We start from the raw sequence: 23,496 nt of genomic DNA, 5'->3' as shown, positions 1-23,496 counted from the left end.
ATTTCTTATTGAAGGCGTTCAAGTACCTCGTTAGAGTACACAAATAACGCGGCGGATGCGTGTTTTATATGTTTTTTTAAACATATTAATTCACCCTCATCCGACCGGCACATAAGCCCCCGTTGACGGGGTCACGCAACACAGGAGGAGACCGACGTGCACCTGCGCGAGGCAAAATCCGATCTGGCATCCAGCGGTGGGGCCCGGGGCGGCAAGCTGGCCCTGGACGCCGCCCAGGCATCCACCACCCCGGCCATCGCGGCCACGGCCCGCATCCTTGCCCGGGTGCAAGACCAGCCTGGCCCGCTGCTCCCGGTGCTGCACGCGGTCCAGCACGAACTGGGCTGTATTCCGGCCGACGCGGTGCAGACCATCGCCGAGGCCCTGAACCTCTCCCGCGCCGAAGTCCACGGCGTCATCACGTTCTATCCCCATTTCCGCACCGAGCCGGCCGCGCGCCACACGCTCGAGGTCTGCCGCGCCGAGGCCTGTCAGTCCATGGGCGGCGAACGTCTGGCCGCCCACGCGCGCACCGCGCTGGGCTGTGACTTCCACGGCAGCACGCCGGATGGCAACTTCACGCTGGAGCCGGTGTATTGCCTGGGCCTGTGCGCGCAATCGCCCGCCGTCATGATCGACGGCCAGCCTCACGCCCGCGTCACCGAAGCCAAGCTCGACCGCCTGCTGGCCCGCACGCTGGAGGACACGCCATGAGCGCCCCCGTCGTCATCTACGTGCCGCGCGACGCCGCGGCGCTGGCCATGGACGCCGACACCGTGGCCCGCGACATTGAACGCATCGCCGACCAGCGCGGCCTGTCCGTGCAGGTCGTACGCAACGGCTCGCGCGGCCTGCTGTGGCTGGAACCTCTGGTCGAGATCACCACGCCGCAAGGCCGCACCGCCTACGGTCCGGTGCAGCCGGAAGACGTGGCGTCGCTGTTCGACTGCGGCTGGCTCACGGGCGGCGACCACGCGCTGCGCTTGGGATTGACCGAGGAAATCCCCTATCTCAAACATCAGGAGCGCCTGACGTTCGCCCGCGTCGGCGTGATCGATCCGCTGTCCTTGCAGGACTACGCCGCGCATGGCGGGCTGCAGGGCCTGAAGCGCGCGCTGGCCATGGCGCCCGCCCAGATCGTCGACGAAATGGTCGAATCCGGTTTGCGCGGCCGCGGCGGCGCTGCGTTTCCCACCGGCATCAAGTGGAAGACCGTGGCGGGCACGCCCGGCGACACCAAGTACATCGTCTGCAACGCCGACGAAGGCGACTCGGGCACGTTTGCCGACCGCCTGCTGATGGAAGGCGATCCGTACGTCCTGATCGAAGGCATGACCATCGCCGGCCTGGCCGTCGGCGCGACGTACGGCTACATCTACGTCCGGTCCGAATACCCGCACGCCATCGCCACGCTCGAAGCCGCCATCGCGCGCGCCCGCAGCGTCGGCTGGCTGGGCGACGACGTGCACGGCAGCGGCCGCCGCTTCGATCTGGAAGTGCGCAAGGGCGCCGGCGCGTACATCTGCGGTGAAGAAACCTCGCTGCTGGAAAGCCTGGAGGGCAAGCGCGGCGTGGTGCGCGCCAAGCCGCCGCTGCCGGCCATTTCGGGCCTGTTCGGCAAGCCCACCGTCATCAACAACGTCATCTCGCTGGCCACCGTGCCGATCATCCTGGCCAAGGGCGCGGCGTACTACCGCGACTACGGCGTGGGCCGCTCGCACGGCACGCTGCCGTTCCAGCTGGCGGGCAACCTCAAGCAAGGCGGGCTGGTGGAAAAGGCCTTTGGCCTGACCCTGCGCGATCTGCTGTACGAATTTGGCGGCGGCAGCGCGTCTGGCCGGCCGCTGCGCGCGGTGCAGGTGGGCGGTCCGCTGGGCGCCTATCTGCCCGAATCGCAATGGGACGTGCCGCTGGACTACGAAGCCTATATCCAGATCTCGGCCATGATCGGCCACGGCGGCCTCGTCGCCTTCGACGACACCGTGGACATGGCGCGCATGGCGCGTTACGCCATGGAGTTCTGCGCCATCGAGTCCTGTGGCAAGTGCACGCCCTGTCGCATCGGTTCGACGCGCGGCATGGAAACCATCGACAAGATCGCCGCTGGCGGTCAAAGCCGTGACCAGCGCGAGCAGCAGGTGCATCTGCTGCGCGACCTGTGCGACACGATGCTTGGCGGTTCGCTGTGCGCGCTGGGGGGCATGGCGCCCTACCCGGTGCTGTCCGCGCTGAACCATTTTCCGCAGGACTTCGGCATCGAGTCCTCCCAGTCTGCCGCCCACGCGGCCTGAACCCGAGACCGCCATGCTAGAAACCGTCATCAAGCGCGATCGCGACATGGGCACGCCGGCGCGCGTGTCCGAAAAGACCGTCACCCTGACCATCGACGGCCAGGAGATCACCGTCCCCGAAGGCACGTCGCTGATGCGCGCGGCCGCGGATGCGGGCATCAACATCCCCAAGCTCTGCGCCACCGACAGCCTTGAACCCTTCGGCTCCTGCCGCCTGTGCCTGGTGCAGATCGAAGGCCGCCGCGGCTACCCGGCGTCCTGTACAACGCCCGCCGAGAACGGCATGGTGGTCTTCACCGAAACCCCCAAGCTGCACGACCTGCGCCGCGGCGTGATGGAACTTTACATCTCGGACCATCCGCTCGACTGCCTGACCTGTCCGGCCAACGGCGACTGCGAACTGCAGGACATGGCCGGCGTAGTTGGCCTGCGCAACGTGCGTTACGGCTACGACGGCGCCAACCATCTGAAGGCCGAAAAAGACGAATCCAACCCCTACTTCACCTTCGACGCGTCCAAGTGCATCGTCTGCAACCGCTGCGTGCGCGCCTGCGAAGAAACGCAAGGCACGTTCGCATTGACCATCTCCGGCAAAGGGTTCGATTCGCATGTGTCGGCCGGCCAGGACCAGCCCTTCCTCGATAGCGAATGCGTATCGTGCGGCGCCTGCGTGCAGGCCTGCCCCACGTCCACCCTGCAGGAAAAGACCGTCATCATGATGGGCCAGGCCGAGCACTCGGTCGTCACCACCTGCGCCTACTGCGGCGTGGGCTGCGGCTTCAAGGCCGAAATGAAGGGCCAGGAAGTCGTGCGCATGGTTCCCTGGAAGGACGGCCAGGCCAACCGCGGCCATTCCTGCGTGAAGGGGCGCTTCGCCTGGGGCTACGCCACGCATAAGGAACGCGTGCTCAAGCCCATGATCCGCAAGCACATCACGGATTCCTGGAAGGAAGTGTCCTGGGACGAAGCCATCAACTACGCGGCCTCGGAATTCCGCCGCATCCAGAGCCAGTACGGGCGCGACGCGGTGGGCGGCATCACGTCCTCGCGCTGCACCAACGAAGAAACGTGGCTGGTGCAGAAGCTGGTGCGCGCCGCCTTCGGCACCAACAACGTCGACACCTGCGCGCGCGTGTGCCATTCGCCCACCGGCTATGGCTTGAAGCAAACGCTGGGCGAATCGGCGGGCACGCAGACCTTTGATTCCGTCATGCATACCGATGTGGTCATCGTCATGGGCGCCAACCCCAGCAGCGGCCACCCGGTGTTCGCCTCGCGCCTGAAGCGCCGGCTGCGCGAAGGCGCGCGCCTGATCGTCATCGACCCGCGCCGCATCGAGCTGGTCAGCTCGCCGCACATCAAGGCCGATTTCCACCTGCAGGTGCGGCCCGGCACCAACACCGCGCTGCTGTCCTCGCTGGCGCACGTCATCGCCACCGAGGGCCTGATCGCCGAAGACTTCGTCGCCGAGCGCTGTGAGGAAAAGGCGTTCCGGGAATGGCGGGACTTCGTCTCGCTGCCCGAAAACTCGCCTGAAGCCATGGAAGAGATCACCGGCGTGCCGGCGCAGGCCGTGCGCGGCGCCGCGCGTCTCTTTGCCACGGGCGGCAACGGCTCCATTTATTACGGCCTGGGCGTCACCGAGCACAGCCAGGGCTCGACCACCGTCATGGCGATTGCCAACCTGGCGATGGCCACCGGCAACATCGGCCGCGAAGGCGTGGGCGTCAATCCCTTGCGCGGCCAGAACAACGTGCAGGGATCGTGCGACATGGGCTCGTTCCCGCACGAACTGCCCGGCTACCGCCACATCTCCGACAACACCGTGCGCGCGCAATTCGAAAAGGACTGGGGCGTCACGCTGCAGCCCGAACCGGGCCTGCGCATCCCCAACATGTTCGAAGCCGCGCTGGGCGGGTCGTTCAAGGGCCTGTACTGCCAGGGCGAGGACATCGTGCAGTCCGATCCCAACACGCAGCATGTGGCGGCGTCGCTGGCGGCGATGGAGTGCATTGTCGTGCAGGACCTGTTCCTGAACGAGACCGCGAAGTACGCGCACGTGTTCCTGCCGGGTTCCTCGTTCCTGGAAAAGGACGGCACGTTCACCAATGCCGAGCGCCGCATCTCGCGCGTGCGCAAAGTGATGGAACCCAAGAACGGCAAATCCGACTGGGAAGTGACCGTGGCGCTGTCCAACGCGCTGGGCTACCCCATGAACTACAAGCACCCGCGCGAGATCATGGAAGAGATCGCGCGGCTGACGCCCACGTTCGCCGGCGTCACGTACGACAAGCTCGACAAGCTGGGCAGCCTGCAATGGCCGTGCAACGACGACGCGCCGGACGGCACGCCGATCATGCACATCGACCAGTTCGTGCGCGGCAAGGGCCGCTTCATGATCACCAAGTACGTGCCCACCGATGAACGCAGCACGCGCCGCTTCCCGTTGCTGTTGACCACCGGCCGCATCCTGTCGCAATACAACGTGGGCGCGCAGACCCGCCGCACGCCCAACGTCATGTGGCATGGCGAAGACGTGCTGGAAATCCATCCGCAGGACGCCGAGGATCGCGGCGTGGCCGAGGGCGATTGGGTCGGCATCCAGAGCCGCGCCGGTGAAACCGTGCTGCGCGCCACGCTGACCGACCGTGTGCAGCCGGGCGTGGTATACACCACGTTCCACTTTCCCGAGTCCGGCGCCAACGTCGTCACCACCGACAGCTCCGACTGGGCGACCAACTGCCCCGAGTACAAGGTCACGGCCGTGCAGGTGACGCGCGTGTCGCAGCCGTCGGAATGGCAGCGGCAATGGTCGCGATTTGCGGATATCCAGCAAAAGCTCCTGCGCGAACGCTCGCGCGAGTCCGAGGCGGCGCTGACCGGGAAGTAACCGACAGCCAGCACGCCAGGGATCCCATGCCTACGCCGACCACCGCCCGCCCCGACTGCACGCCGACCCAGGTCATCCGCGTGCGCTCGGGGACCATCGCCCCCGACGCCGAGACCGACTTCGTCGCCGAGGAAACGCCAGTGGCGCTGGAATACAACGGCATCAGCCACGCCACCATGCTGGCCACGCCGGCGGACCTGGAAGACTTTGCCGTGGGGTTCTCGCTGTCCGAAGGCATCGTCGGCAGCGTCAGCGACGTGCGCGGCATCGATCTGCTGCCGCAATGCGGCGGCATCGTCGTGCAGCTGGAGATCTCGTCGGCCTGTGAAATGCGCCTGAAAACGCGGCGCCGCGCCATGGCCGGACGCACCGGTTGCGGCTTGTGCGGCGTCGAAACCCTGCCCGAAGTGCTGCGGCCGGTCGCCCCGGTGACCAACGGCGCACCCGTGCGCATCGAGGCCGTGCTGGCCGCCATGCGCGACATGCGCGCGCGCCAGACGCTGCACGACATCACCGGCGCCACGCACGCGGCGGGCTGGGCGGGCGCCGATGGCGCCGTCGCGTTTGTACGCGAAGACGTCGGCCGCCACAACGCGCTGGACAAGCTGGCCGGCGCGTTGGCGCGCCAGGCGGTCAACGGCAGCGACGGCATCGTCGTGGTGTCCAGCCGGGCCAGCTTCGAGATGGTGCAAAAGACGGCATCCGCCGGCGTCGCCGTGCTGGCCTCGGTCTCCGCTCCCACCGCCCTGGCCATCCGCCTGGCCACCGACGCCAACGTGACGCTTTTGGGCTTCACGCGCGACGGCGACGCCGCCATTTACACCCACCCCGAACGCATCCTCACCTGAACCGGACGCCAGACAGCAATGGAAATCGTCAACCTGATCCGCATGGCCAACCGCATCGGCCAGTTCTTCGACGCCATGCCGGACCGGCCCGAGGCGCTGGAAGGCGTCACCAATCACATCCAGAAATTCTGGGAACCGCGCATGCGCAACGAGCTGCTGGACTTCCTGGCGCGCAGCCCGGACGGGGATGCCGGCGAGGAACAGCTGCATCCGCTGGTGCTGCAGGCGGTCACCCAACATCGCGAGCGTCTCACCCCGCTTGCGCGCGTCGCATAGCGCACCCGGGCCGCCGCATGACGGCCCGCCCCGAAGTGGCAGGACAGCAACAGATCCATAAAAAAGGCGGCGTCACCGGGCTTTTCCGGGCGACGCACGCTATAAAGCCGCACCCCTGAGGAGACATCATGGAAAGTAGCGCCACCCTGGACCTTCCCGGCTCAAGGCCGGGATTTTTCGACAAAGAACGCACCATCGCGGGGCCGGGCTTCTCGCGCTGGCTGGTGCCTCCGGCCGCCCTGGCCATCCACCTGTGCATCGGCATGGCCTACGGGTTCTCGGTGTTCTGGCTGCCGTTGTCCAAGGTGGTGGGCGGCGCAAAACCGCTGGCCTGCCCGCCCGACATGAGTCTCGTGGCCGAGCTCTTCACCACGAGCTGTGACTGGAAGATCTCGACGATGGGGTGGATGTACACCCTGTTCTTCGTGCTGCTGGGATGTTCGGCCGCGCTGTGGGGCGGCTGGCTGGAACGCGCCGGCCCGCGCAAGGCAGGCGTCGTGTCGGCGCTGTGCTGGTGCGGCGGCCTGGTCATTTCGGCCATCGGCATCTACCTGCACCAGATGTGGATGCTGTGGCTGGGGTCGGGCGTGATCGGGGGCATCGGGCTGGGGCTGGGGTATATCTCGCCGGTGAGCACGCTGATCAAGTGGTTTCCGGATCGCCGCGGCATGGCGACCGGCATGGCCATCATGGGCTTTGGCGGCGGCGCCATGATCGGCGCGCCGCTGGCCGACCTGCTGATGCGCCACTTCGCCACGCCGACCTCGCCGGGTGTCTGGCAGACCTTTCTGACGATGGCGCTGGTGTACTTCATCTTCATGATGTCGGGCGCGCTCGGTTACCGCGTGCCGCCCACCGGCTGGAAGCCCGCCGGCTGGACGCCGCCCGCCAAGCAGGTCAATAACGTGATGATCACGCAGCGCCACGTCCACGTGAAGCGCGTGTGGGGCGTGCCGCAGTTCTGGCTGGTCTGGTGGGCGCTGTGCCTGAACGTCACGGCGGGCATCGGCATTCTCGGGATGGCGTCGCCGCTGCTGCAGGAGGTGTTCGGCGGCGGACTGATCGACAAGCCTGAACTGGGTTTTGGCCAGCTCGACAAGGACCAGCTCGCGGCCATCGCCGCCATTGCCGCCGGCTTCACCGGCCTGCTCAGCCTCTTCAACATCGGCGGCCGCTTCTTCTGGGCCAGCCTGTCGGACAAGCTGGGACGCAAGATGACGTACTTCGTCTTCTTCGTGCTGGGATTCTTCCTGTACGCCGCCATCCCCTGGACCGCGCACATCGGCGCCCTGGCGCTCTTCGTGGCGGCCTTCTGCGTCATCCTGTCGATGTACGGCGGCGGCTTTGCCACGGTGCCGGCCTACCTGGCCGACCTGTTCGGCACCCAGATGGTGGGCGCCATCCACGGCCGGCTGCTGACCGCTTGGTCTGCGGCGGGCATCTTCGGCCCGGTCCTCGTCAACTACATCCGCGAGTACCAGCTGTCCATCGGTGTGCCGCGCGCCCAGGTGTATGACATCACCATGTACATCCTGGCCGGCATGCTGGTCGTGGGCTTTCTGTGCAACCTGGCCATCCGCCCGGTCAACGCCAAGTACTTCATGACCGACGAGGAACTGGCCAAGGAAAAGGCGCTGGCGCACGAGCGCGCCGTCGCCTCCGAGACCCACGGCGTGGGCAAGTCGAACTTCCGCACGCCGCCCGCGCTGATCGCCTTTGCGTGGGCGTGCGTCGGCATCCCGCTGGCCTGGGGCATCTGGATCACGCTGCAAAAGGCCGTCGTCCTGTTCCATTGACCCCAACATGCCGCGGCGCAGCGTGCGCCGCGCGCCAGCCCGAGGGCGCGAAGCTGCTACATTGGCAGCCCGCGCCCTTATCTTTTATGTGCCACTTCCCATGATTCTGCCCTTGCCCCTTTTCCCCACCGGAGCGACCTCTTGAACGCGCCTGAACTGCATTGGGAAGAAAACGGCGTCGTCCGCTCGGCCCGCTGGCACTCGGAAACCGGCGCCACGCCGCCCAAGCGCGTCATCGTCGCCGACGACACGTTGACCGCCGACATGGCCTACCGCCACGCCTGCGAAGGCGTCGGCCTGCTGTGGCGGGGCGATTTCCAGAACGCGCGCCAGCTGTTGCAGGCCATCACGCGCCGCGTCGACAAGCGCCCGCGCAAGCCGGTCGAGACCCAGCTCGAGGCCTTCAACCAGCACCGGCAGGTCCAGTCGCAGCGCGCCCGCATCCTGGGCATGCTGCTGATTCCCTTCGATGCCGGCCACACCATCCCCCTGCGCCGCGCGCCCGATGCACATCCGGCCTGCGAAGCCGCAAACGTGCCGGGCGATACGCCATTCGTGGCGTCGCTGCGCGAGCTGCTGGGCCTGATCGGTGCCTACGAATGGCGCAGGAAGGGTGTGGAGATTGCCGCGCTGAACAATCGCATCCACCCGCACTACGGCGTGTTCTCGCCCGTGCGCGGCGAATATGTGGACCTGGTCGCCAACACGCCCATGCCGCGCGGCAGCGTGGCGTTCGATATCGGCACGGGCACCGGTGTACTGGCCGCAGTCATCGCCCGCCGTGGCGGCAAGCGCGTCATCGCCACTGACACGGATGCCCGCGCGATCGCCTGCGCGCGCGAAAACCTGGAACGTCTGGGATTGTCGGGGCAGGTGGACGTCGAACAGACGGACCTGTTCCCCGAAGGGCGCGTGTCGCTGATCGTCTGCAACCCGCCGTGGCTGCCCGCGCGGCCCAGTTCGCCCCTGGAGCATGCCGTGTACGACCCGGACAGCCGCATGCTGCGCGGGTTTCTGAATGGATTGAAGGATCATCTGACGCCGAATGGTGAAGGCTGGCTGATCCTGTCGGATCTGGCCGAGCACCTGGGCCTGCGCACGCGCGAGCAGTTGCTGGAGATGATCGAGGCTGCTGGCTTGCGGGTGATCGACAAGCTGGATACGCGGCCGGTGCACGGCAAGGCGCGGGACGCGTCGGATCCGTTGTTTGCGGCGCGGTCGAAGGAAATGACATCGCTGTGGAGATTGGGCGCAGCCGACGCCTGAGGGGCTTGAAAGTGCGGGGCTCTCGACGCCGGGCGGGAGCCGCTTTCACCCCCCGATAGCGGAAGGCCGCGACCGCGGCTTGGGCGCAGCGGGGAATGGGCGTGTGTGAAAAGAAATAGCCACGCGCCGCTGATTGGCTACAATTAGCAATCATTCCCATTAGCATCTGACCAGCAGACCCGTGCCGCCCGCCCCTTTTGCGTCCTCCGCCGAATTCGTCAGCCTGTACCGCGAGCACCATGGCTGGCTTGTGCAGATGCTGCGCCGCCGGCTTGCCGGCAATGCCGACAATGCCGCCGATCTGGCGCACGACACCTTCGAACGCGTCATGCGCAGCGAATCTCGCGCCGCGTTTGCCGAGCCGCGCGGCTTTTTGACCACGGTTGCCAAGCGTCTGCTGATCGACCAGTCGCGCCGCCGGGCGATCGAACAAGCCTATCTTGAGACGCTGGCTGCCCGCAGCGAAGCCGTCGAGCCAAGCCCCGAGACGCATGCGCTGGTGGTCGAGGCCCTGGATGCCGTGTGCCGCATGATGGAGCAGTTGCCGGCGCGGGTGCGCCGGGTTTTCGTGCTGGCGCAGGTGGAAGGCCTGCCCTATCTGGACGTGGCGCGCGAGGTGGGCATTTCGGTGGCGGCCGTGCAGCGCGACATGATCAAGGCGTGGGAACACTGCTACGCGGTGCTGTACGCATGAGCGCCGCGCACACCGAGCGGGTGCATCCCGACATCATCCGGCAGGCGGCGCAGTGGATGATGCGTGCTGGCGACGCGCCGGACGCCGCCACGCAGGCCGCCTGTACGCAATGGCGCGAAGCAGACGCGCGCCACGAACTGGCCTGGCAGCGCCTGCAGGGCATCAGCCAAGATCTGAAGGCTGCCACCACCGCCAACGTGTCGAACGCGGCGGCGGGACAGACCATACTGCGCTATTGCGACCAGCGCTCGCGCCGCGGCGCCCTCAAATGGATGGCGGCCGGCGTCGGCCTGGGCGCGCTGGGCTGGATGGGCGCGCGCGAAGGGCTGTGGGACGGCAGCACGGTCTATCGCACCGCGACGGGCGAGCAGCGCGTCGTGCACCTGCCCGACGGCACCGTACTGACCCTCAACACCGATTCGGCCGTGGCGATGCGCTATGACGCGCAACAGCGCCGCATCGACCTGCGCAGCGGCGAGATCCTGATCGCTACAGGCACCGACGACGCGGGCCGGCCTTTCGGCGTAAGAACGCCAAACGGCCTGCTGACGCCGCTGGGCACGCGCTTTTCCGTGCGCCAGATGGACGACAGCCGAGGCGCCACGCTCGTCGCGGTGTTCGAAGGCGCCGTGCAGGTGGAGCCGGACGCGCAAGCGCAGGCGCGCCGGGTGGTGCATGCGGGCGAGCAGGCGGAGTTCGACCGCCGCAGCCTGTCGCCCGTGACCGCGGTGAACGAAACGGCGCCGGCCTGGACCGGCGGCATGCTGGTTGCGAACCGCATGCGGCTGGACCGGTTTGTGGCCGAGCTAGGCCGCTATCGCACCGGCATCGTACGCTGCGACGCCGACGTGGCGCACCGCGAAGTCACCGGCGCTTTCCGGATCGACGACACCGACAAGGCGCTGGAGGTGCTTGCCGGCGTACTGGACCTGACGCTGCGCTATCGCACGCGCTACTGGGTCAGCGTGGGCCGGGCTTGAAGGCACTGATTCGCGCCGATTCGTCGCCCGATTTCGCCGCCCGATTCCACCGCCCACCCGCGGCGCATTCCGACTCTTTTGTAACAGCACCGCAGATTTTCATTTCTGGTTCGTTAGACCAAGAGAAGGCCCCGAGGCGCCCGCGGGCCGCGCTCTTCAATCGACGAATCAGGAAACCCCAGTCATGGCACGACGCCATTCCCATTCTTCTCTCGCCTTGTCATCGTCTCCGCGCATGCGCTTGCGCCTTGCCGTCCACCTTGCCCTGACGGCGGCCGCCACATTCGCCGTCCCCGCCGCGTCGTGGGCGCAGGCCGCGCCGGCGGTCGAAGTCGCCTTCGCCATCGCACCCACCACGCTGGATGTGGCGCTGGGCCAGTTCGGCGTGGCCGCCAAGGTCACCGTGGCCGCTTCGCCCGCCCTGACGCGCGGCGTGCAGACGCAAGGATTGTCGGGCCGGTACACGACGGAACAGGGCCTGTCCCGGTTGCTGGCCGGCACCGGCCTGCAGGCGGTCCCCAACGCCAACGGCGAGGGCTATCACCTGCGGCGCATCCCGCAGGACACGCCGGGCGTGTCCACGCTGGCGCCGGTGACGGTGACCGGCATGACCAACGATCCCGTCACCGAAGGCACCGGCAGCTACACGAGCCGCGTCGTCACTATCGGCAAGGGCCGCCAGACGCTGAAGGAAATTCCCCAGTCGGTCACCGTCGTGACCCGCCAGCGCATGGACGACCAGAACGCCAACACGCTGGACGAGGTGCTGGCCAACAGCACCGGCATGACGCTCTACAAGAGCCCGATGGGCGGCAGCTACGTGTATTCGCGCGGCTTTCGCGTCGACAGCTACCAGTTCGACGGCGTGAACCGCGCCTTCTACTATCCCCAGGCCGACAGCTTCACCACCGAAACCGTGACGCTGGACCGCGTGGAGATCATCCGCGGCGCCACCGGCCTGCTGCAAGGCGCCGGCTCGCCCAGCGCGGCCGTCAACCTGGTGCGCAAGCGCCCGCTGGCCGAAACCCAGGTGCAGATGCTGGCCAGCGGCGGCTCGTGGAACAACTATCGCGCCGACATCGACGCCAGCGCGCCGCTGAACGAAGCCGGCACGCTGCGCGCCCGCGGCGTGGCAAGCTACAACGACCGCGAGTACTTCTACGACAGCGCGAAAAGCCGCACCGGCGTGCTGTACGGCGTGCTGAGCTATGACTTCACGCCGGACACCACCCTGACCGGCGGCGTCAGCTACGAGGAACTCCGCTCCACGCCCTTCTTCCACGGCCTGCCCCATTACAGCAACGGCGACAACATCGGCTTGAAGCGGTCTACATCGCTGGGGCAGGACTGGAACCGCTGGAACGGCAAGCAGACCACCGTCTTTGCCGAGCTGGCGCATCGCTTCAACAAGGACTGGTCGCTCAAGCTGACCGGCACGTCCTCGCAGGAGTCCAACGATTCGAAGTACGCGTTTACGGAAGGCGCCGTGAATCCCGTGACCGGCCTGGGGCCCATGCTGTACGCGGGCCTGTTCGACATGTCCACGCACAACAAGGCGTTGAACCTGGATGTGGACGGCGCCTTCGAGGCGTTAGGCCGCAAGCATTCGGTGACCTTTGGCGCCAGCATCAACGAACTGACCAGCAAGAACGATTTCGCGCTGAACCGCCTGAACCGTGCGGTGAACGTGTGGAACCCGGATCACCACGTGCCGGAGCCCACCGACGACTGGATGCGCGAGAACGCCTACCGCAGCGCCGCGACCATCGTGAAGATGAAGCAGACCGGCGTGTACGGTGTCGGCCGCTTCAGCCTGGCCGACCCGCTGACGCTGGTGGCCGGCGCGCGCGTGAGCTGGTACGAGAACACCAGCCGCTACCGCGACAGCGGCGAGCAGTACGTCGATCCCTACAAGGACAACGGCGTCGTCACGCCCTACGGCGGCCTGATCTACGCGTTCAATCCGCAGTGGTCCGGTTATGTCAGCTACGCGCAGATCTTCGAACCGCAGAACGCGGTGGACGCATCGGGCAAGGTGCTCGATCCCATCGTGGGCAAGAACTACGAGATCGGCCTGAAGGGCGAGCTGATGGATGGGCGTCTGAACACGTCCATCGCGCTCTTCCGCGTCGATCAGAAGAACCGCGCGCAAGAGGATCTGACCAGCGTGTGCTCGACGGGCGACATCTGCTACCTGTCGAGCGGCAAGGTGCGCAGCCAGGGCCTGGACGCCGAGATCAGCGGCGAAGTGGCCCCGGGCTGGCAACTGTTTGCGGGCTACACGTTCAACACGCTGAAGTTCCTGGACGACACCTCGGTCACCAACACCAACTTCGCGCGCACCGTCACGCCCAAGCACATCCTGCGCCTGTGGTCCGACTACCGGCTGCCGGGTGAACTGTCGGCATGGTCGCTGGGCGGCGGCGTGAACTACCAGACGGGCAGCTACACGGAAACGCGCTCGGTGCGGGTCTCGCAAGGGTCTTACGCGGTGTGGAATGCGCGCGTCGCGTACCAGATCAACAAGAACTGGTCGGCGGCGTTGAATGTGAACAACATCTTCGACAAGACCTACTACCAGACCATCGGCGCGCCGGGCTGGGGCAGTTTCTATGGCGATCCGCGCAACGCCACGCTGACGGTCCGCGGCACGTTCTGACGCGGGACCGGAAAGGCGCGCGGCGCGCTGGCCATCGCCAGGCCTGCGCCGCGCGCCGCGTCAATTCAAGACGTGCAGCGTCAACTGAAGACGTGCAGCGCGCCCAGCGCCAGAATCAACGCAGGCGGCATCACCACGATGCCCAGCCGCAGAAAGCTCAGCGCGCTGATGTGCATGCCTTCACGGCGCACGGCCAGCAGCCACAGCAAGGTGGCGAGCGAGCCGCTCACCGACAGATTGGGTCCCAGGTCGATACCGATCAGCAGGGCGGCGTTGGCCGTGCTGGATAGGTCGGCCATGCGCGCCAGCGTGCCCGCCATCAACCCCGCAGGCAGATTGTTGATGACGTTGCCCGACAGCGCGGCGCCCACGCCACCCGCCCAAAGCGCGGCGTCCGCGGACAGGCCGCGCATCAGGTCCGCCAAGTCCTGCAGCACGCCGCTGGCGGCCATGCCTTCGACCAGCACGAACAGCCCGGCCACCAGGGGCAGCACGCCCCACGCGACACCCTTGATGAGCCGCAGCGGCCCCGACCGCGTCACCGCCAGCACCAGCGCCGCCGACACGCAGCCGGCGATCAGCGTCGGCAAGCCCAGGCGTTGGCCGAGCGCCGACGTGATCAGCAGCGTCCCCGCGGTGATGGCCACGCCCAGCGCGGCCATGCGCAGCGGCCATGTCATGGGAGGCAACGGCGGCGACGCCTTCAAGGGCTGCCGCAGATCATCGCGAAACACCAGCCGAAGCGTCACGTAGGTGGAACCGATGGCCAAGGCGGAAGGCAGCGCAAAGTGCGCCAGCCATGGCCCCAGCGCGGGCATGCGGTCGCCGAACACCACCAGATTCGCCGGATTGGAGATCGGCAGGACGAAGCTGGCCGCATTGGCGATGAAGGCGCAGACATACAGGTACGGCAACGGCGGCGCGCCAACCACGCGCGCCACCGCATACACGGCGGGTGTCAGCACGACCGCGGTTGCATCGTTGGACAGCAGCACGGTGACCACGGTGCCCACCAGAAAAACCAGATCGAAGAGCCGCCGGGCGGACCCGGCCGCGTGATCGGCAGCCGCCACCGCCACCCAATCGAACAGGCCCGCCTGCCGGGCAACTTCGGCCACCAGCATCATGCCGATCAGGAACAGGTAGACGTCGGTGCCTTCCAGAATGGCGCTGCCCGCCTTGGCGGCCGGCAGCAAGCCCAGCGCCACCAGCGCGAACGCGCCGGCGGTGGCCCAAACGTACTCGGGGAGCCGCCACGGACGAAAAAGGATGGCCATGGTGGTCGCGGCGGCAATCAACCAGATCACGGCGTTGGATAGCGACATGCTTTCAGAAGAGGATCAAGGAAGGGAGTTGGAAGCCGATGCGGCGGTCGCCGTGGCGGCCACGCGCGTTTCCGGCAGCACCAGCAAGGTCATGCAAGCCAGGCCGGCGATGCCTGCCAGCGCCAGAAAGGCTGCACTGTAACCCGCGTGCTGCACGATCAGGCCGGCGAGCCCGTTGCTGAGCGCCGCGCCGATACCGAACACCGTGGTGACGGCGCCCAGGCTGGCGTTGAACCGGCCGCTGCCCTGGGTCAGGTCCAGCACCATCAGGGGCAGGACAGCGCCGAAGATGCCCGCGCCGATGCCGTCGAGCAACTGCACGCCCACCAGCCACGCGGTGTCGTCCGAAAACGTGTAGAGCACGCCGCGCAACGGCAGGATGAGGAAACCGAACAGCAGCAGCGGCTTGCGCCCCCACTGGTCCGCATAGCGCCCCACGGCCATGGCGGCGGGAATCATGACGAACTGCGCGGCGACGATGCAGACCGCTGTGAGCGGCGTGGCGAGCGCCGGGTTCGCCAGGGCAAGCTTCTGCCCGACCAGCGGCAGCATGGCCGCGTTGGCCAGGTGGAACAGCGCGCAGCTCAGCGCCAGCAGCACGAGCGGCCGGTTGGACAGCAACTGGCGCAGCGGCACGGGCTGCGCATGCTCGGCGGCATCGTGGCCAGGCTCCAATCCGCGCGCCTTGTCCAGATCGATATGCGCGGGAAGACGCATCGTGGCGGCCAGGCTGGCCAGCGCCATCGCCGCCATCAGGTAGAACACCGCGACCGGCCCCCACACATACGCCAGCCCGCCCGCGAGCAGCGCCGCGAATCCGTTGCCTGCATGGTTGAACGACTCGTTGCGCGCGATGCGTTCCGTGAAGGCGTGCGCGGTGGTCAGTCCCAGGGTGATGCCCGCAATCGCGGGCGCGAACACCGATGACGCGACGCCTGCCACGGCCTGCGTCAGCGTGACCCAGGCAAAGTTCGGGCTGGCCAGGACCGCCATGCACGCCACTGTCACGAGCACGGCGGCGGCGATCAGCAACGCGCGCTTGTTGGAGGCGCGGTCCACCAGCGCGCCGGCCGGTGTCTGGGCTGCCAGCGCCGCCAGCCCGGATATCGTCATGACGAGCCCGATGCTGTCAGGGCGCCAATGATGGACGGCAAGCAGATAGATGGCGAGATAGGGGCCAAGCCCGTCCCGCACATCGGCCACGAAGAAGTTCAGCCAATCGAGAGGACGCGGTGCGGGCGATGGAGAGTGCAAGGCAGACGTAGAAAGCGTGGATGTCGATCGGTGTCGGCCTGAAATCGGCGCGAGGCCCTCGCCCCGGTTCGCCGGATATGCCGGAGCCGCGCGCCAGGCATGCGCCATGCGTTCGGATGGCGCATCTTAGATCACAACGATCCGGGCGTCAGCGACATTGCGCTACAGCGGCGCGACGTTCAACGCCCTGTCAGTTTCAGGTCCGAGATGACGCCTCATGCGCCGGCAGGTTGCACCCCGCGCCTCACTTCGCTTGGGGGCTGACCGTACGCGCGCAGGAACGCCCGCCGCATGCGGTTGCGGTCAGCAAAGCCGGTATCGCGCGCCACGACATCCAGGGAATGCCGCCCTTCTTCCAGCATCGCGCGGGCCGCTTCGAGCCGCAGCAGCTCCACCACCTTGGCGGGGGAATGCCCGGTCTCGTCACGGAACACCCGGCTGAACTGGCGGGGCGACAAGCTGGCCGCATCGGCCAGTTCCTCCACCGTCAACGGGTTGCGCAGATGCTCCTTGGCGTAGACCAGCGCCCGCTGTACGCGGTCGGAGCGCGGTTCCAGTTCCAGCAAGGCGGAGAACTGCGACTGGCCGCCCGGCCGCCGGTGATAGACCACCAGCCGGCGCGCGACGTCGCGGGCCAGCGCCGCGCCGTGGTCGTCTTCGATCAAGGCAAGCGCCAGGTCAATGGCGGCCGACATGCCGGCCGACGTCCAGATGTTGCCGTCGCGCACGAAGATGCGGTCAGGGTCGACGCGCACCTCGGGAAAGCCTTCCTGCAGGCTGCGCGCATGCGCCCAATGCGTGGTGGCGGTGCGGCCGTTCAACAGGCCGGCCTGCGCGAGGACGAACGCGCCCGTGCAGACGCCCGCGACACGGCGCGCTTCGGTGGCGGCGCGCGCCACGTAGCGGGCCAGGCCGGGCGAGATCGGCCCTGGCATCAATTCGCCCGCCACGATCAGGGTGTCGGGCATCACGCCGAGAGCAACCGTCTCGATGCCGGCGTTCATCGTGGAGCGGATGAGGCCGCCACCTTCCGACAGGATGGTGACGCGGTAGCCGTCGCGGTCCAGGGCGATGTTGGCGAATTCGAACGCCGCCAGCGCCGCCAGGCCCATCACCTGGAAACCGTCTTCGAGAATGAGGCCGATCTGACGCATGGTTAAAACCAGTGTCTGTAAATGACGTATATAGGCTATTGAAGCCATTGGCGATAGTCAATGGAAAATTGCGTCTGCCTGTGTAAAGACGTGCCTATGCGCTGGATTTTTCGCGGCCACCCTGTCTACCCCAGAAGGACGCTAGGACACCAATGTCCTAAAACGACGCTTTATTGACATTTGAGACAAACTCAAACTGCCTCATAGTGACCACACCGCGATCTGAAACGAACCCAGACGCTCACCAACCAACCGAGGCACCACCATGCAACTGACCCAAAACACCCTCTTCATCACGGGCGGCACTTCCGGCATCGGCCGCGCGCTGGCCGTCGCTTTCCACGACCTGGGCAACAAGGTCATCATCGCCGGCCGCCGGCAGGCGTTGCTGGACGAGATCGCAGCGGCGCATCCGGGTATCGAAGGCATCCAGCTCGACATCTCGGACGCTCAGGACATCGACCGCGTAGCCAAGACCCTGATCGCCAAGTACCCGTCGCTGAACGTGCTGATCAACAACGCGGGCATCATGCCGTTCGATGACCCTTCGTCCCAGGTTGACGACGCCGTGTCGCAGCAGATCCTGGAAACCAACCTGCTCGGCCCCATCCGACTCACGTCCGCCCTCATCGACCACCTGAAGACGCAGCCGCGCGCGACGATCATCCACAACACGTCGATGCTCGCTTATGTTCCGATCGCCACCAATGCGGTGTACTCGGCATCCAAGGCGGCGCTGCATTCGTACGCGCTGTCGCAGCGGTTCATGCTGCGCGACACCACCGTCACGGTGCAGGAGATCGCACCGCCTTGGGTCGACACGGACCTCATCAAGAAGAGCGGCGATCCGCGCGCCATGCCGCTGGATGCGTTCATCGCAGAGACGATGCAGAAGCTGGCGACCGACGTGCCGGAGGTGCTGGTCGACGCCATCCGCGATCTGCGCGACAACCCCGGCTCGAACGAGCATGCGTTCGTGAATGCGTTCAATCAGAGCCTGGTCGACAATCCGATCCCGGTCTGAGGCAACGAAAACGCGGCGCCCTGCGGGCGCCGTCCTACTTTGGAAAGACCTCATGACAACGAACGCTGACACGGCAGGCGCGGCGCCTGCCCGCGCATCCACGGCGGCAAGCCGTGACGCCGGATTGCTGCCCGCCGGCTTCCTGGCGCTGGGCACCTTCGCCATCGGCACGGAAGGCTTCATGATCGCGCCGCTGCTGCCGACGATGGCGGCGGATTTCGGGATGACCGTGCCGCAGATGGCATCGCTCATCGTGGTGTTCACGCTGACGCTGGCGTTGAGTTCGCCGGTCATGACGGTCCTGACCGCGCGCTGGAATCGCCGCGCCGCCCTGCAGCTTGCCATGGGGTTGTTTGCGCTGGGCAACGTGCTGGCGGCCTGGTCTCCCGCTTTCTGGACACTGATGGCGGCGCGTGTCGTCATGGCGGTGGCGGCGGGCCTGTATGTGCCCAACGCCAACGCGCTGGCCGGCGTGATCGTGGGGCCCGAGCGGCGCGGCAAGGCGCTGGCCATCGTCAGCGCCGGCATGACGCTGGCGATCGCGCTCGGCCTGCCGCTGGGCGCGGTGACCGGTCACTTCTTCGGCTGGCGCGCCACGTTTTCGATTGTCGCGGTGATGAGCCTTGTGGCCATCGCCGGCATCCGGGCCGGCATCGCCGCGGACGCGGGCGCCGGGATTCCGGTGGCGACGCTTCGGCAACGGCTTGCCGTGGTGCGCCAACCGGCGATTGTCCGGCTGCTGTCGGTCAGCCTGTTCTGGGCGATCGGAGCGTTCACGGCCTACCCTTTTCTCGCGCCGTATCTGGCGAGTGTGCTGGGCTTTGGCGAGACCGGCATCAGCGCGACGGTGTCCCTCTGGGGCGTTGCGGCTGCACTGGGCGTGACGACGGGCGGCGCCTTGTCCGACAGAATGGGCGCGAACCGCGTCGTGCGGAGGTCGCTGACCGTCCTGGGGCTGGCGTTCCTGGGCTTGTCGCTGGCAACGGCGCTGTCCGCATCGAACGCCGTGGCGCCCGTGCTGCTCGCCGTATTCCTGTGGGGCTTTACCGTCTGGTCGTTCTTTCCCGCACAAATGGCCCGCCTCATCGGCGCGGGGTCGCCGGGACAGGCGCCGGTGGCGCTGGCGCTGAACACCTCGACCATGTACTTCGGTTTTTCGGTCGGCAGCGCGCTGGGCGCCGCGATCCTCGGCGCGGGCGCGATCTGGGGCATCGGACTGGCGGCCGCGATCGCGCAGGCAGCCGCGTTCGGACTGGACCGGCGCGTCCGGACGCAGGGCTAGTCGCGCCCCCGCCCTGCCCTATGCCCGCCCCGCCGCCACGTTCACGCTGATCGCGATGATGAACACGTTGAAGAAGAACGCGATGACGCCATGCGTCATCGCCATCCGCCGCAGCCGACGGTTGACGATCTGCACGTCCGACACCTGGAACGTCATGCCCAGCACCAGCGAGAAATACGCGAAGTCCCAGTAGTCGGGGTCGTCCGTGCCCGGAAAATCCAGACCCTTGTGCATGGCGTTCCGATGACCGTAGTACCCGTGCGCATAGTGCAGCGCGAAGATCATGTTCATGTAAAGCCACGACAGCACGATGGTCACGGCGGCGGCCAGCGTGTCCACCAGGGCGCCGACGCTGCTTTGCGCATGCAGTTCGACCCACAGCGCGACCAGCACCATGCAGGACAGCGCGACGCTGCTCCACAGGACGCCAGTGCGGCCGACATCGTGCTGGCGGGCGTGCAGGCGCATGGAAGCGGCGCTGGTGCGGCTGAATATGCGGACGGTCAGGATCAGGAAGACCAGCGCCCCGGCGTCAAAGCCGAGCAGGAGGGCGAGACTGGGCGTCAGGCCTGCGGCGTATAACCCGCCCGCGACGACGAGCAGCAGGCCGGCGCACAACATCAGCCGGCGATGGGCATCGAAGAACGGCAGCGGCTCGGCATTCGACGCCGCGCCGGCGCCGGCATCGCGGGGCGAGTCTTGCATGGCGCGGTCATCCCGGGCGCTGCGGCCCCGGGGGCTTTCATGTGAAGCGTTTTCGTCTGAAGCGTTTTCGCCTGAAGCGTTTTCGTCTCTGAGCGGCTGCATGGCTGGCTCCTGTCCGCAGTGCGCGCCCGGCGCGTATCGCGTGCGCCGGGCTTGCAAGAGCCCCCTACGCTAACTGATCCCCAGCAAACCGGCCAGCGCGCCCGCAAACAGCAGCCACAGCGGATGAATCCGCGTGACGCTGCCCAGGATCGCCACGATGGCGGCGATGGCGCCCAGCAACCACGTATGGACAGACGCCTCGGTGATGAGCGAGGCGCTGGCCGCGACCAGCCCCACGGTCATCGGGAAAATGCCGGCCTGGATGACCCCGCGCCACGGGCGGTCCTTGAATTTTTCCCACAGGCCCAGCGCGATGACGGTGATGATCGACGACGGGCCGAACTTGGCGATGGTCGTGGCAATCACGCCAGGCAGGCCCGCGACGTGCCAGCCGACCAGCGTGACAACCATCAGATTGGGCCCCGGCGCGGCCTGACCAAGCGCGAAGAGCGCGGAAAAATCGGCGGCGGTCATCCAGCCGTGCACCTCCACGACCTGGCGCTGCATCTCGGGCAGGATGGTGTTGCCGCCGCCGAAGGCCAGCACGGACAGCTGGGTAAAGATCAGGACGAGCGCGATCAGTGTGTGAATCATCGACGTTGCCTCCAGACCATCAGGATGCTGAGCGGCGTCAGGACCGCCATGGTGGGCAGCAACGGAATGCGCAGCACGGCAATCGCAATGAAACAGGCGGTGGCGACCACGCCCGCCAGCCAGTCGCGGCGCTTGATGACCGGCATGCCGATCTTCACCGCCATCGAGATCAGCAACCCGGCCGCGGCCGCGGCCAGCCCGGCGAACAGGTGCTGGATGTCGGGATCGTTCTGGAACCGGTCGTAGACCATGCCCAGCATGATGACGATGATGGACGGCGCCAGGATCAGGCCCATCAGCGCGGCAAAGGCGCCGCGCGGACCGCGGAATTTCATGCCCAGGGCGACGGACAGGTTGATGATGTTGCCGCCCGGCAGGAACTGGCACAGGCCCAGCAGTTCGGTGAATTCGGCGCCGGTCAGCCAGCGGTGCTTTTCGACGACCATGCGCCGGGCCAGGGGCAAGGCGCCGCCAAAGGCGGTCAGGCCCAGCACGAGGAATCCGTAGAACAACTGGCCGCAAGTGGGGGGAGGCCGTACACCGGCCTCGTCAAGGGGAAGTGCTGCGTTCATCTTTTTGGTGGCCGGCGCAAGGCCGGCGATGGGAGCTGGCGGGGGGGCCGCGCCAGAGGTGGATAACGAACTTGCAGCGTACGCTTCGCCTTGAATAATGTCTAATATATGACAAGTTCAAATCTCATATCGAACACATATGGCAAGCGTAGATTTACGGCTTCTGCGGTATTTCCTGGCGGTCGCCGAGGAATCCCACCTGACCAAGGCCGCCGCCCGGCTCGGCATTAGCCAGCCCCCACTCAGCCAGCAGATCCGGGTGCTGGAGGCCGAGTTGGGCGTGACCCTGTTCCACCGCCTGCCGCGCGGCATGGAACTCACGGAAAGCGGCCGCGCGCTGCTGGATGACGCGCGCAACATCATCGCGATGGTGGACCAGGCCGTGGACGGTGTGCGGCGCGTGTCGCAGGGCGAGGCGGGCCGCTTGACGGTGGGGTTCACGGGGTCGGCGGCGTTTCATCCGTTCGTGCCGTCGGTCATCCGCCGTTTCCGCGAAAGCGCGCCGCATGTGCATCTGGTGCTGGAAGAAAGCAGCACCGGAGAGCTGCGCGAGGCCGTGGCCGAGGGGCGTATCGATGTCGCCTTCATCCGCGGCGCGCACGCGGACCCCGGCGTGCAGATGGAAACCGTGCTCGAGGAAGCCATGCTGGCGGCCTTTCCGGCCGACCATCCCGCCGTCAAGGGCCGCACGCGCAAGCGCATCGCGCTGTCGGAGTTGGCGGACGAATCGCTGATCCTGTACCGGCGTCACAGCGGCCCGGGTCTGTACGACGCGATCATTGCCGCCTGCAGCGCCGAAGGCTTCAGCCCGCGCGTCACGCAGGAAGCGCCGCGCATGCTGTCCACGCTGAGTTTTGTTGCCGCAGGGCTGGGCGTGTCGCTGGTGCCGGCATCGCTGCGCCGCGTGAACATCGAAGGCGTGGTGTACGTCAGCGTGACGCACCCGAAGGCGCTGCGCGCGCCGCTGAACCTGATCTGGCGCGATGCGCCGCTGTCGGGCGCCGCGCGTAAGCTGATCGACGAGGCACGGCGGCAGCGGGACGCCTCTCCGGCGGCGGAGAGCCGATAAGCCCGCCGGTAACCGCGACGGCAAAACGCCGGTGAAACCCGGCGCTACACTTGCCGCCACCGCATCCTGCGTAGACCCACGTCTTTCCATGCTTTCCGAATCTCCCATCGGCGTGTACGACTCCGGCGTCGGCGGGCTGAGCGTCTTGCGCGCGATCCGAGACGCGCTGCCCAACGAGCCCCTGCTCTACGTCGCCGACTCCGCCCATGTGCCCTACGGGGAAAAGACCCAGGCGTTCGTCGAACGCCGCGCCTGTNNCCCCCCCCGCGCCTGTGCCATCGCCGACTATTTCGTGTCGCAGGGCGCCCGCGCCATGGTGGTGGCCTGCAACACCGCCACCGCTGCGGCGATCACGTTGCTGCGCAAGCGCCATCCCGAGCTCATCATCATCGGCGTCGAACCCGCCATCAAACCCGCCGCGCACCTGACGCATACGGGCGTGGTGGGCGTCTTTGCCACGACAGGGACGCTGGCCAGCCCCAAGTTCGCCGCGCTCGTGCAGCGCGAGGCGCCCGAGGTGCGCATCCTGCTGCGCCCTTGCCCGCAGTGGGTCCGGCTGGTCGAGCAGGGCGTGCTGGCGGGCCCCGAAGCCGCTGAGGCCGTGCGCGCACCGGTGGCCGAACTGCGCGAGGCCGGCGCAGACGTACTGGTGCTGGGCTGCACGCACTTTCCCTTTCTGCGCGACGTGATCCAGGACGCGGCCGGCCCCGGCGTG

Annotated in this window: 20 protein-coding genes; 14 read left to right on the top strand and 6 right to left on the bottom strand. The window is 67.1% G+C overall.

The features are described from left to right. Positions 1-156: 156 nt before the first annotated feature. The 10 genes from B3446_RS14770 (at position 157) to B3446_RS14725 (ending at position 13,700) form a co-directional block, all read left to right on the top strand. Positions 157-714 carry a formate dehydrogenase subunit gamma gene (locus B3446_RS14770; RefSeq protein WP_291382925.1) on the top strand — a complete coding sequence of 186 codons (558 nt, stop codon included), beginning with the start codon at positions 157-159 and terminating at the stop codon, positions 712-714. Next, on the top strand, positions 711-2,291 hold the full coding sequence (locus B3446_RS14765; RefSeq protein WP_291382923.1) for a formate dehydrogenase beta subunit: 1,581 nt from the start codon (positions 711-713) through the stop codon (positions 2,289-2,291). The genes B3446_RS14770 and B3446_RS14765 overlap by 4 nt, the downstream gene beginning before the upstream one ends. 13 nt (positions 2,292-2,304) lie before the next feature. After that, positions 2,305-5,181 (top strand): formate dehydrogenase subunit alpha, encoded by a 2,877-nt coding sequence (gene fdhF / locus B3446_RS14760; protein ID WP_175124506.1) that lies wholly within the window; start codon positions 2,305-2,307, stop codon positions 5,179-5,181. A 26-nt stretch (positions 5,182-5,207) separates the two neighbouring features. Next, positions 5,208-6,029, top strand: a complete 822-nt coding sequence (fdhD, locus tag B3446_RS14755; protein ID WP_291382920.1) for a formate dehydrogenase accessory sulfurtransferase FdhD — start codon at positions 5,208-5,210, stop codon at positions 6,027-6,029. Positions 6,030-6,047: 18 nt separating this feature from the next. Beyond that, on the top strand, positions 6,048-6,305 hold the full coding sequence (locus B3446_RS14750) for a formate dehydrogenase subunit delta (RefSeq protein ID WP_105240256.1): 258 nt from the start codon (positions 6,048-6,050) through the stop codon (positions 6,303-6,305). Positions 6,306-6,433: 128 nt separating this feature from the next. Beyond that, positions 6,434-8,101, top strand: a complete 1,668-nt coding sequence (locus B3446_RS14745) for an OFA family MFS transporter (RefSeq protein ID WP_191576062.1) — start codon at positions 6,434-6,436, stop codon at positions 8,099-8,101. A 141-nt stretch (positions 8,102-8,242) separates the two neighbouring features. Continuing rightward, positions 8,243-9,367 (top strand): class I SAM-dependent methyltransferase, encoded by a 1,125-nt coding sequence (locus tag B3446_RS14740; protein WP_291382916.1) that lies wholly within the window; start codon positions 8,243-8,245, stop codon positions 9,365-9,367. A gap of 181 nt (positions 9,368-9,548) precedes the next feature. Next, entirely contained in the window at positions 9,549-10,061 is a 513-nt protein-coding gene (locus B3446_RS14735) for a sigma-70 family RNA polymerase sigma factor (RefSeq protein WP_191576064.1), read from the top strand. After that, positions 10,058-11,041, top strand: coding sequence for a FecR domain-containing protein (locus B3446_RS14730; RefSeq protein WP_191576065.1), 984 nt, complete (start codon positions 10,058-10,060; stop codon positions 11,039-11,041). Before B3446_RS14735 ends, B3446_RS14730 begins: the two co-directional genes overlap by 4 nt. A 184-nt stretch (positions 11,042-11,225) precedes the next feature. Further along, on the top strand, positions 11,226-13,700 hold the full coding sequence (locus tag B3446_RS14725) for a TonB-dependent siderophore receptor (RefSeq protein WP_291382913.1): 2,475 nt from the start codon (positions 11,226-11,228) through the stop codon (positions 13,698-13,700). An 80-nt stretch (positions 13,701-13,780) separates the two neighbouring features. Here B3446_RS14725 and B3446_RS14720 read toward each other — a convergent pair whose 3' ends face one another. The 3 genes from B3446_RS14720 to B3446_RS14710 form a co-directional block, all read right to left on the bottom strand. Beyond that, complete coding sequence (locus B3446_RS14720; RefSeq protein ID WP_291382911.1) at positions 13,781-15,025, bottom strand: arsenic transporter; 1,245 nt, start codon at positions 15,023-15,025, stop codon at positions 13,781-13,783. A gap of 15 nt (positions 15,026-15,040) precedes the next feature. Then, positions 15,041-16,279: an MFS transporter gene (locus B3446_RS14715; protein WP_291382909.1), complete on the bottom strand. Its 1,239-nt coding sequence runs from the start codon at positions 16,277-16,279 to the stop codon at positions 15,041-15,043. A 215-nt stretch (positions 16,280-16,494) separates the two neighbouring features. Beyond that, on the bottom strand, positions 16,495-17,433 hold the full coding sequence (locus B3446_RS14710; protein ID WP_191576069.1) for a GlxA family transcriptional regulator: 939 nt from the start codon (positions 17,431-17,433) through the stop codon (positions 16,495-16,497). 265 nt (positions 17,434-17,698) lie between these two features. On the opposite strand from B3446_RS14710, the gene B3446_RS14705 reads away from it, so the two are divergent. Further along, positions 17,699-18,457 carry an SDR family oxidoreductase gene (locus B3446_RS14705; RefSeq protein WP_291382906.1) on the top strand — a complete coding sequence of 253 codons (759 nt, stop codon included), beginning with the start codon at positions 17,699-17,701 and terminating at the stop codon, positions 18,455-18,457. Positions 18,458-18,509: 52 nt separating this feature from the next. Then, a complete protein-coding gene (locus B3446_RS14700) occupies positions 18,510-19,739 on the top strand; it encodes an MFS transporter (protein ID WP_191576071.1) in 1,230 nt (409 codons plus the stop codon). Between the two features lie 18 nt (positions 19,740-19,757). On the opposite strand, the gene B3446_RS14695 is transcribed toward B3446_RS14700, so the two are convergent. The 3 genes from B3446_RS14695 to B3446_RS14685 all read right to left on the bottom strand — a co-directional run bounded on the left by B3446_RS14695 (position 19,758) and on the right by B3446_RS14685 (position 21,712). Beyond that, a complete protein-coding gene (locus B3446_RS14695; RefSeq protein ID WP_291382903.1) occupies positions 19,758-20,444 on the bottom strand; it encodes a DUF1345 domain-containing protein in 687 nt (228 codons plus the stop codon). Positions 20,445-20,615: 171 nt separating this feature from the next. Then, entirely contained in the window at positions 20,616-21,140 is a 525-nt protein-coding gene (locus tag B3446_RS14690; protein WP_191576073.1) for a chromate transporter, read from the bottom strand. Beyond that, complete coding sequence (locus tag B3446_RS14685) at positions 21,137-21,712, bottom strand: chromate transporter (RefSeq protein WP_175186300.1); 576 nt, start codon at positions 21,710-21,712, stop codon at positions 21,137-21,139. Before B3446_RS14685 ends, B3446_RS14690 begins: the two co-directional genes overlap by 4 nt. 139 nt (positions 21,713-21,851) lie before the next feature. On the opposite strand from B3446_RS14685, the gene B3446_RS14680 reads away from it, so the two are divergent. Together B3446_RS14680 and murI are read left to right on the top strand one after the other, a co-directional pair. After that, positions 21,852-22,781: a LysR substrate-binding domain-containing protein gene (locus B3446_RS14680; protein ID WP_191576075.1), complete on the top strand. Its 930-nt coding sequence runs from the start codon at positions 21,852-21,854 to the stop codon at positions 22,779-22,781. Between the two features lie 88 nt (positions 22,782-22,869). Then, positions 22,870-23,496, top strand: a 627-nt coding sequence (gene murI / locus B3446_RS14675; RefSeq protein ID WP_291382898.1) for a glutamate racemase, incomplete at its 3' end; no start/stop codon positions are given.

Source organism: Achromobacter sp. UBA5777 (genome assembly GCF_002418565.1).
GTDB classification, from domain to species: domain Bacteria; phylum Pseudomonadota; class Gammaproteobacteria; order Burkholderiales; family Burkholderiaceae_B; genus Achromobacter; species Achromobacter animicus.
Note: the sequence above shows the minus strand (reverse complement) of the source record. Positions and strands in the feature narration are given on the sequence as shown.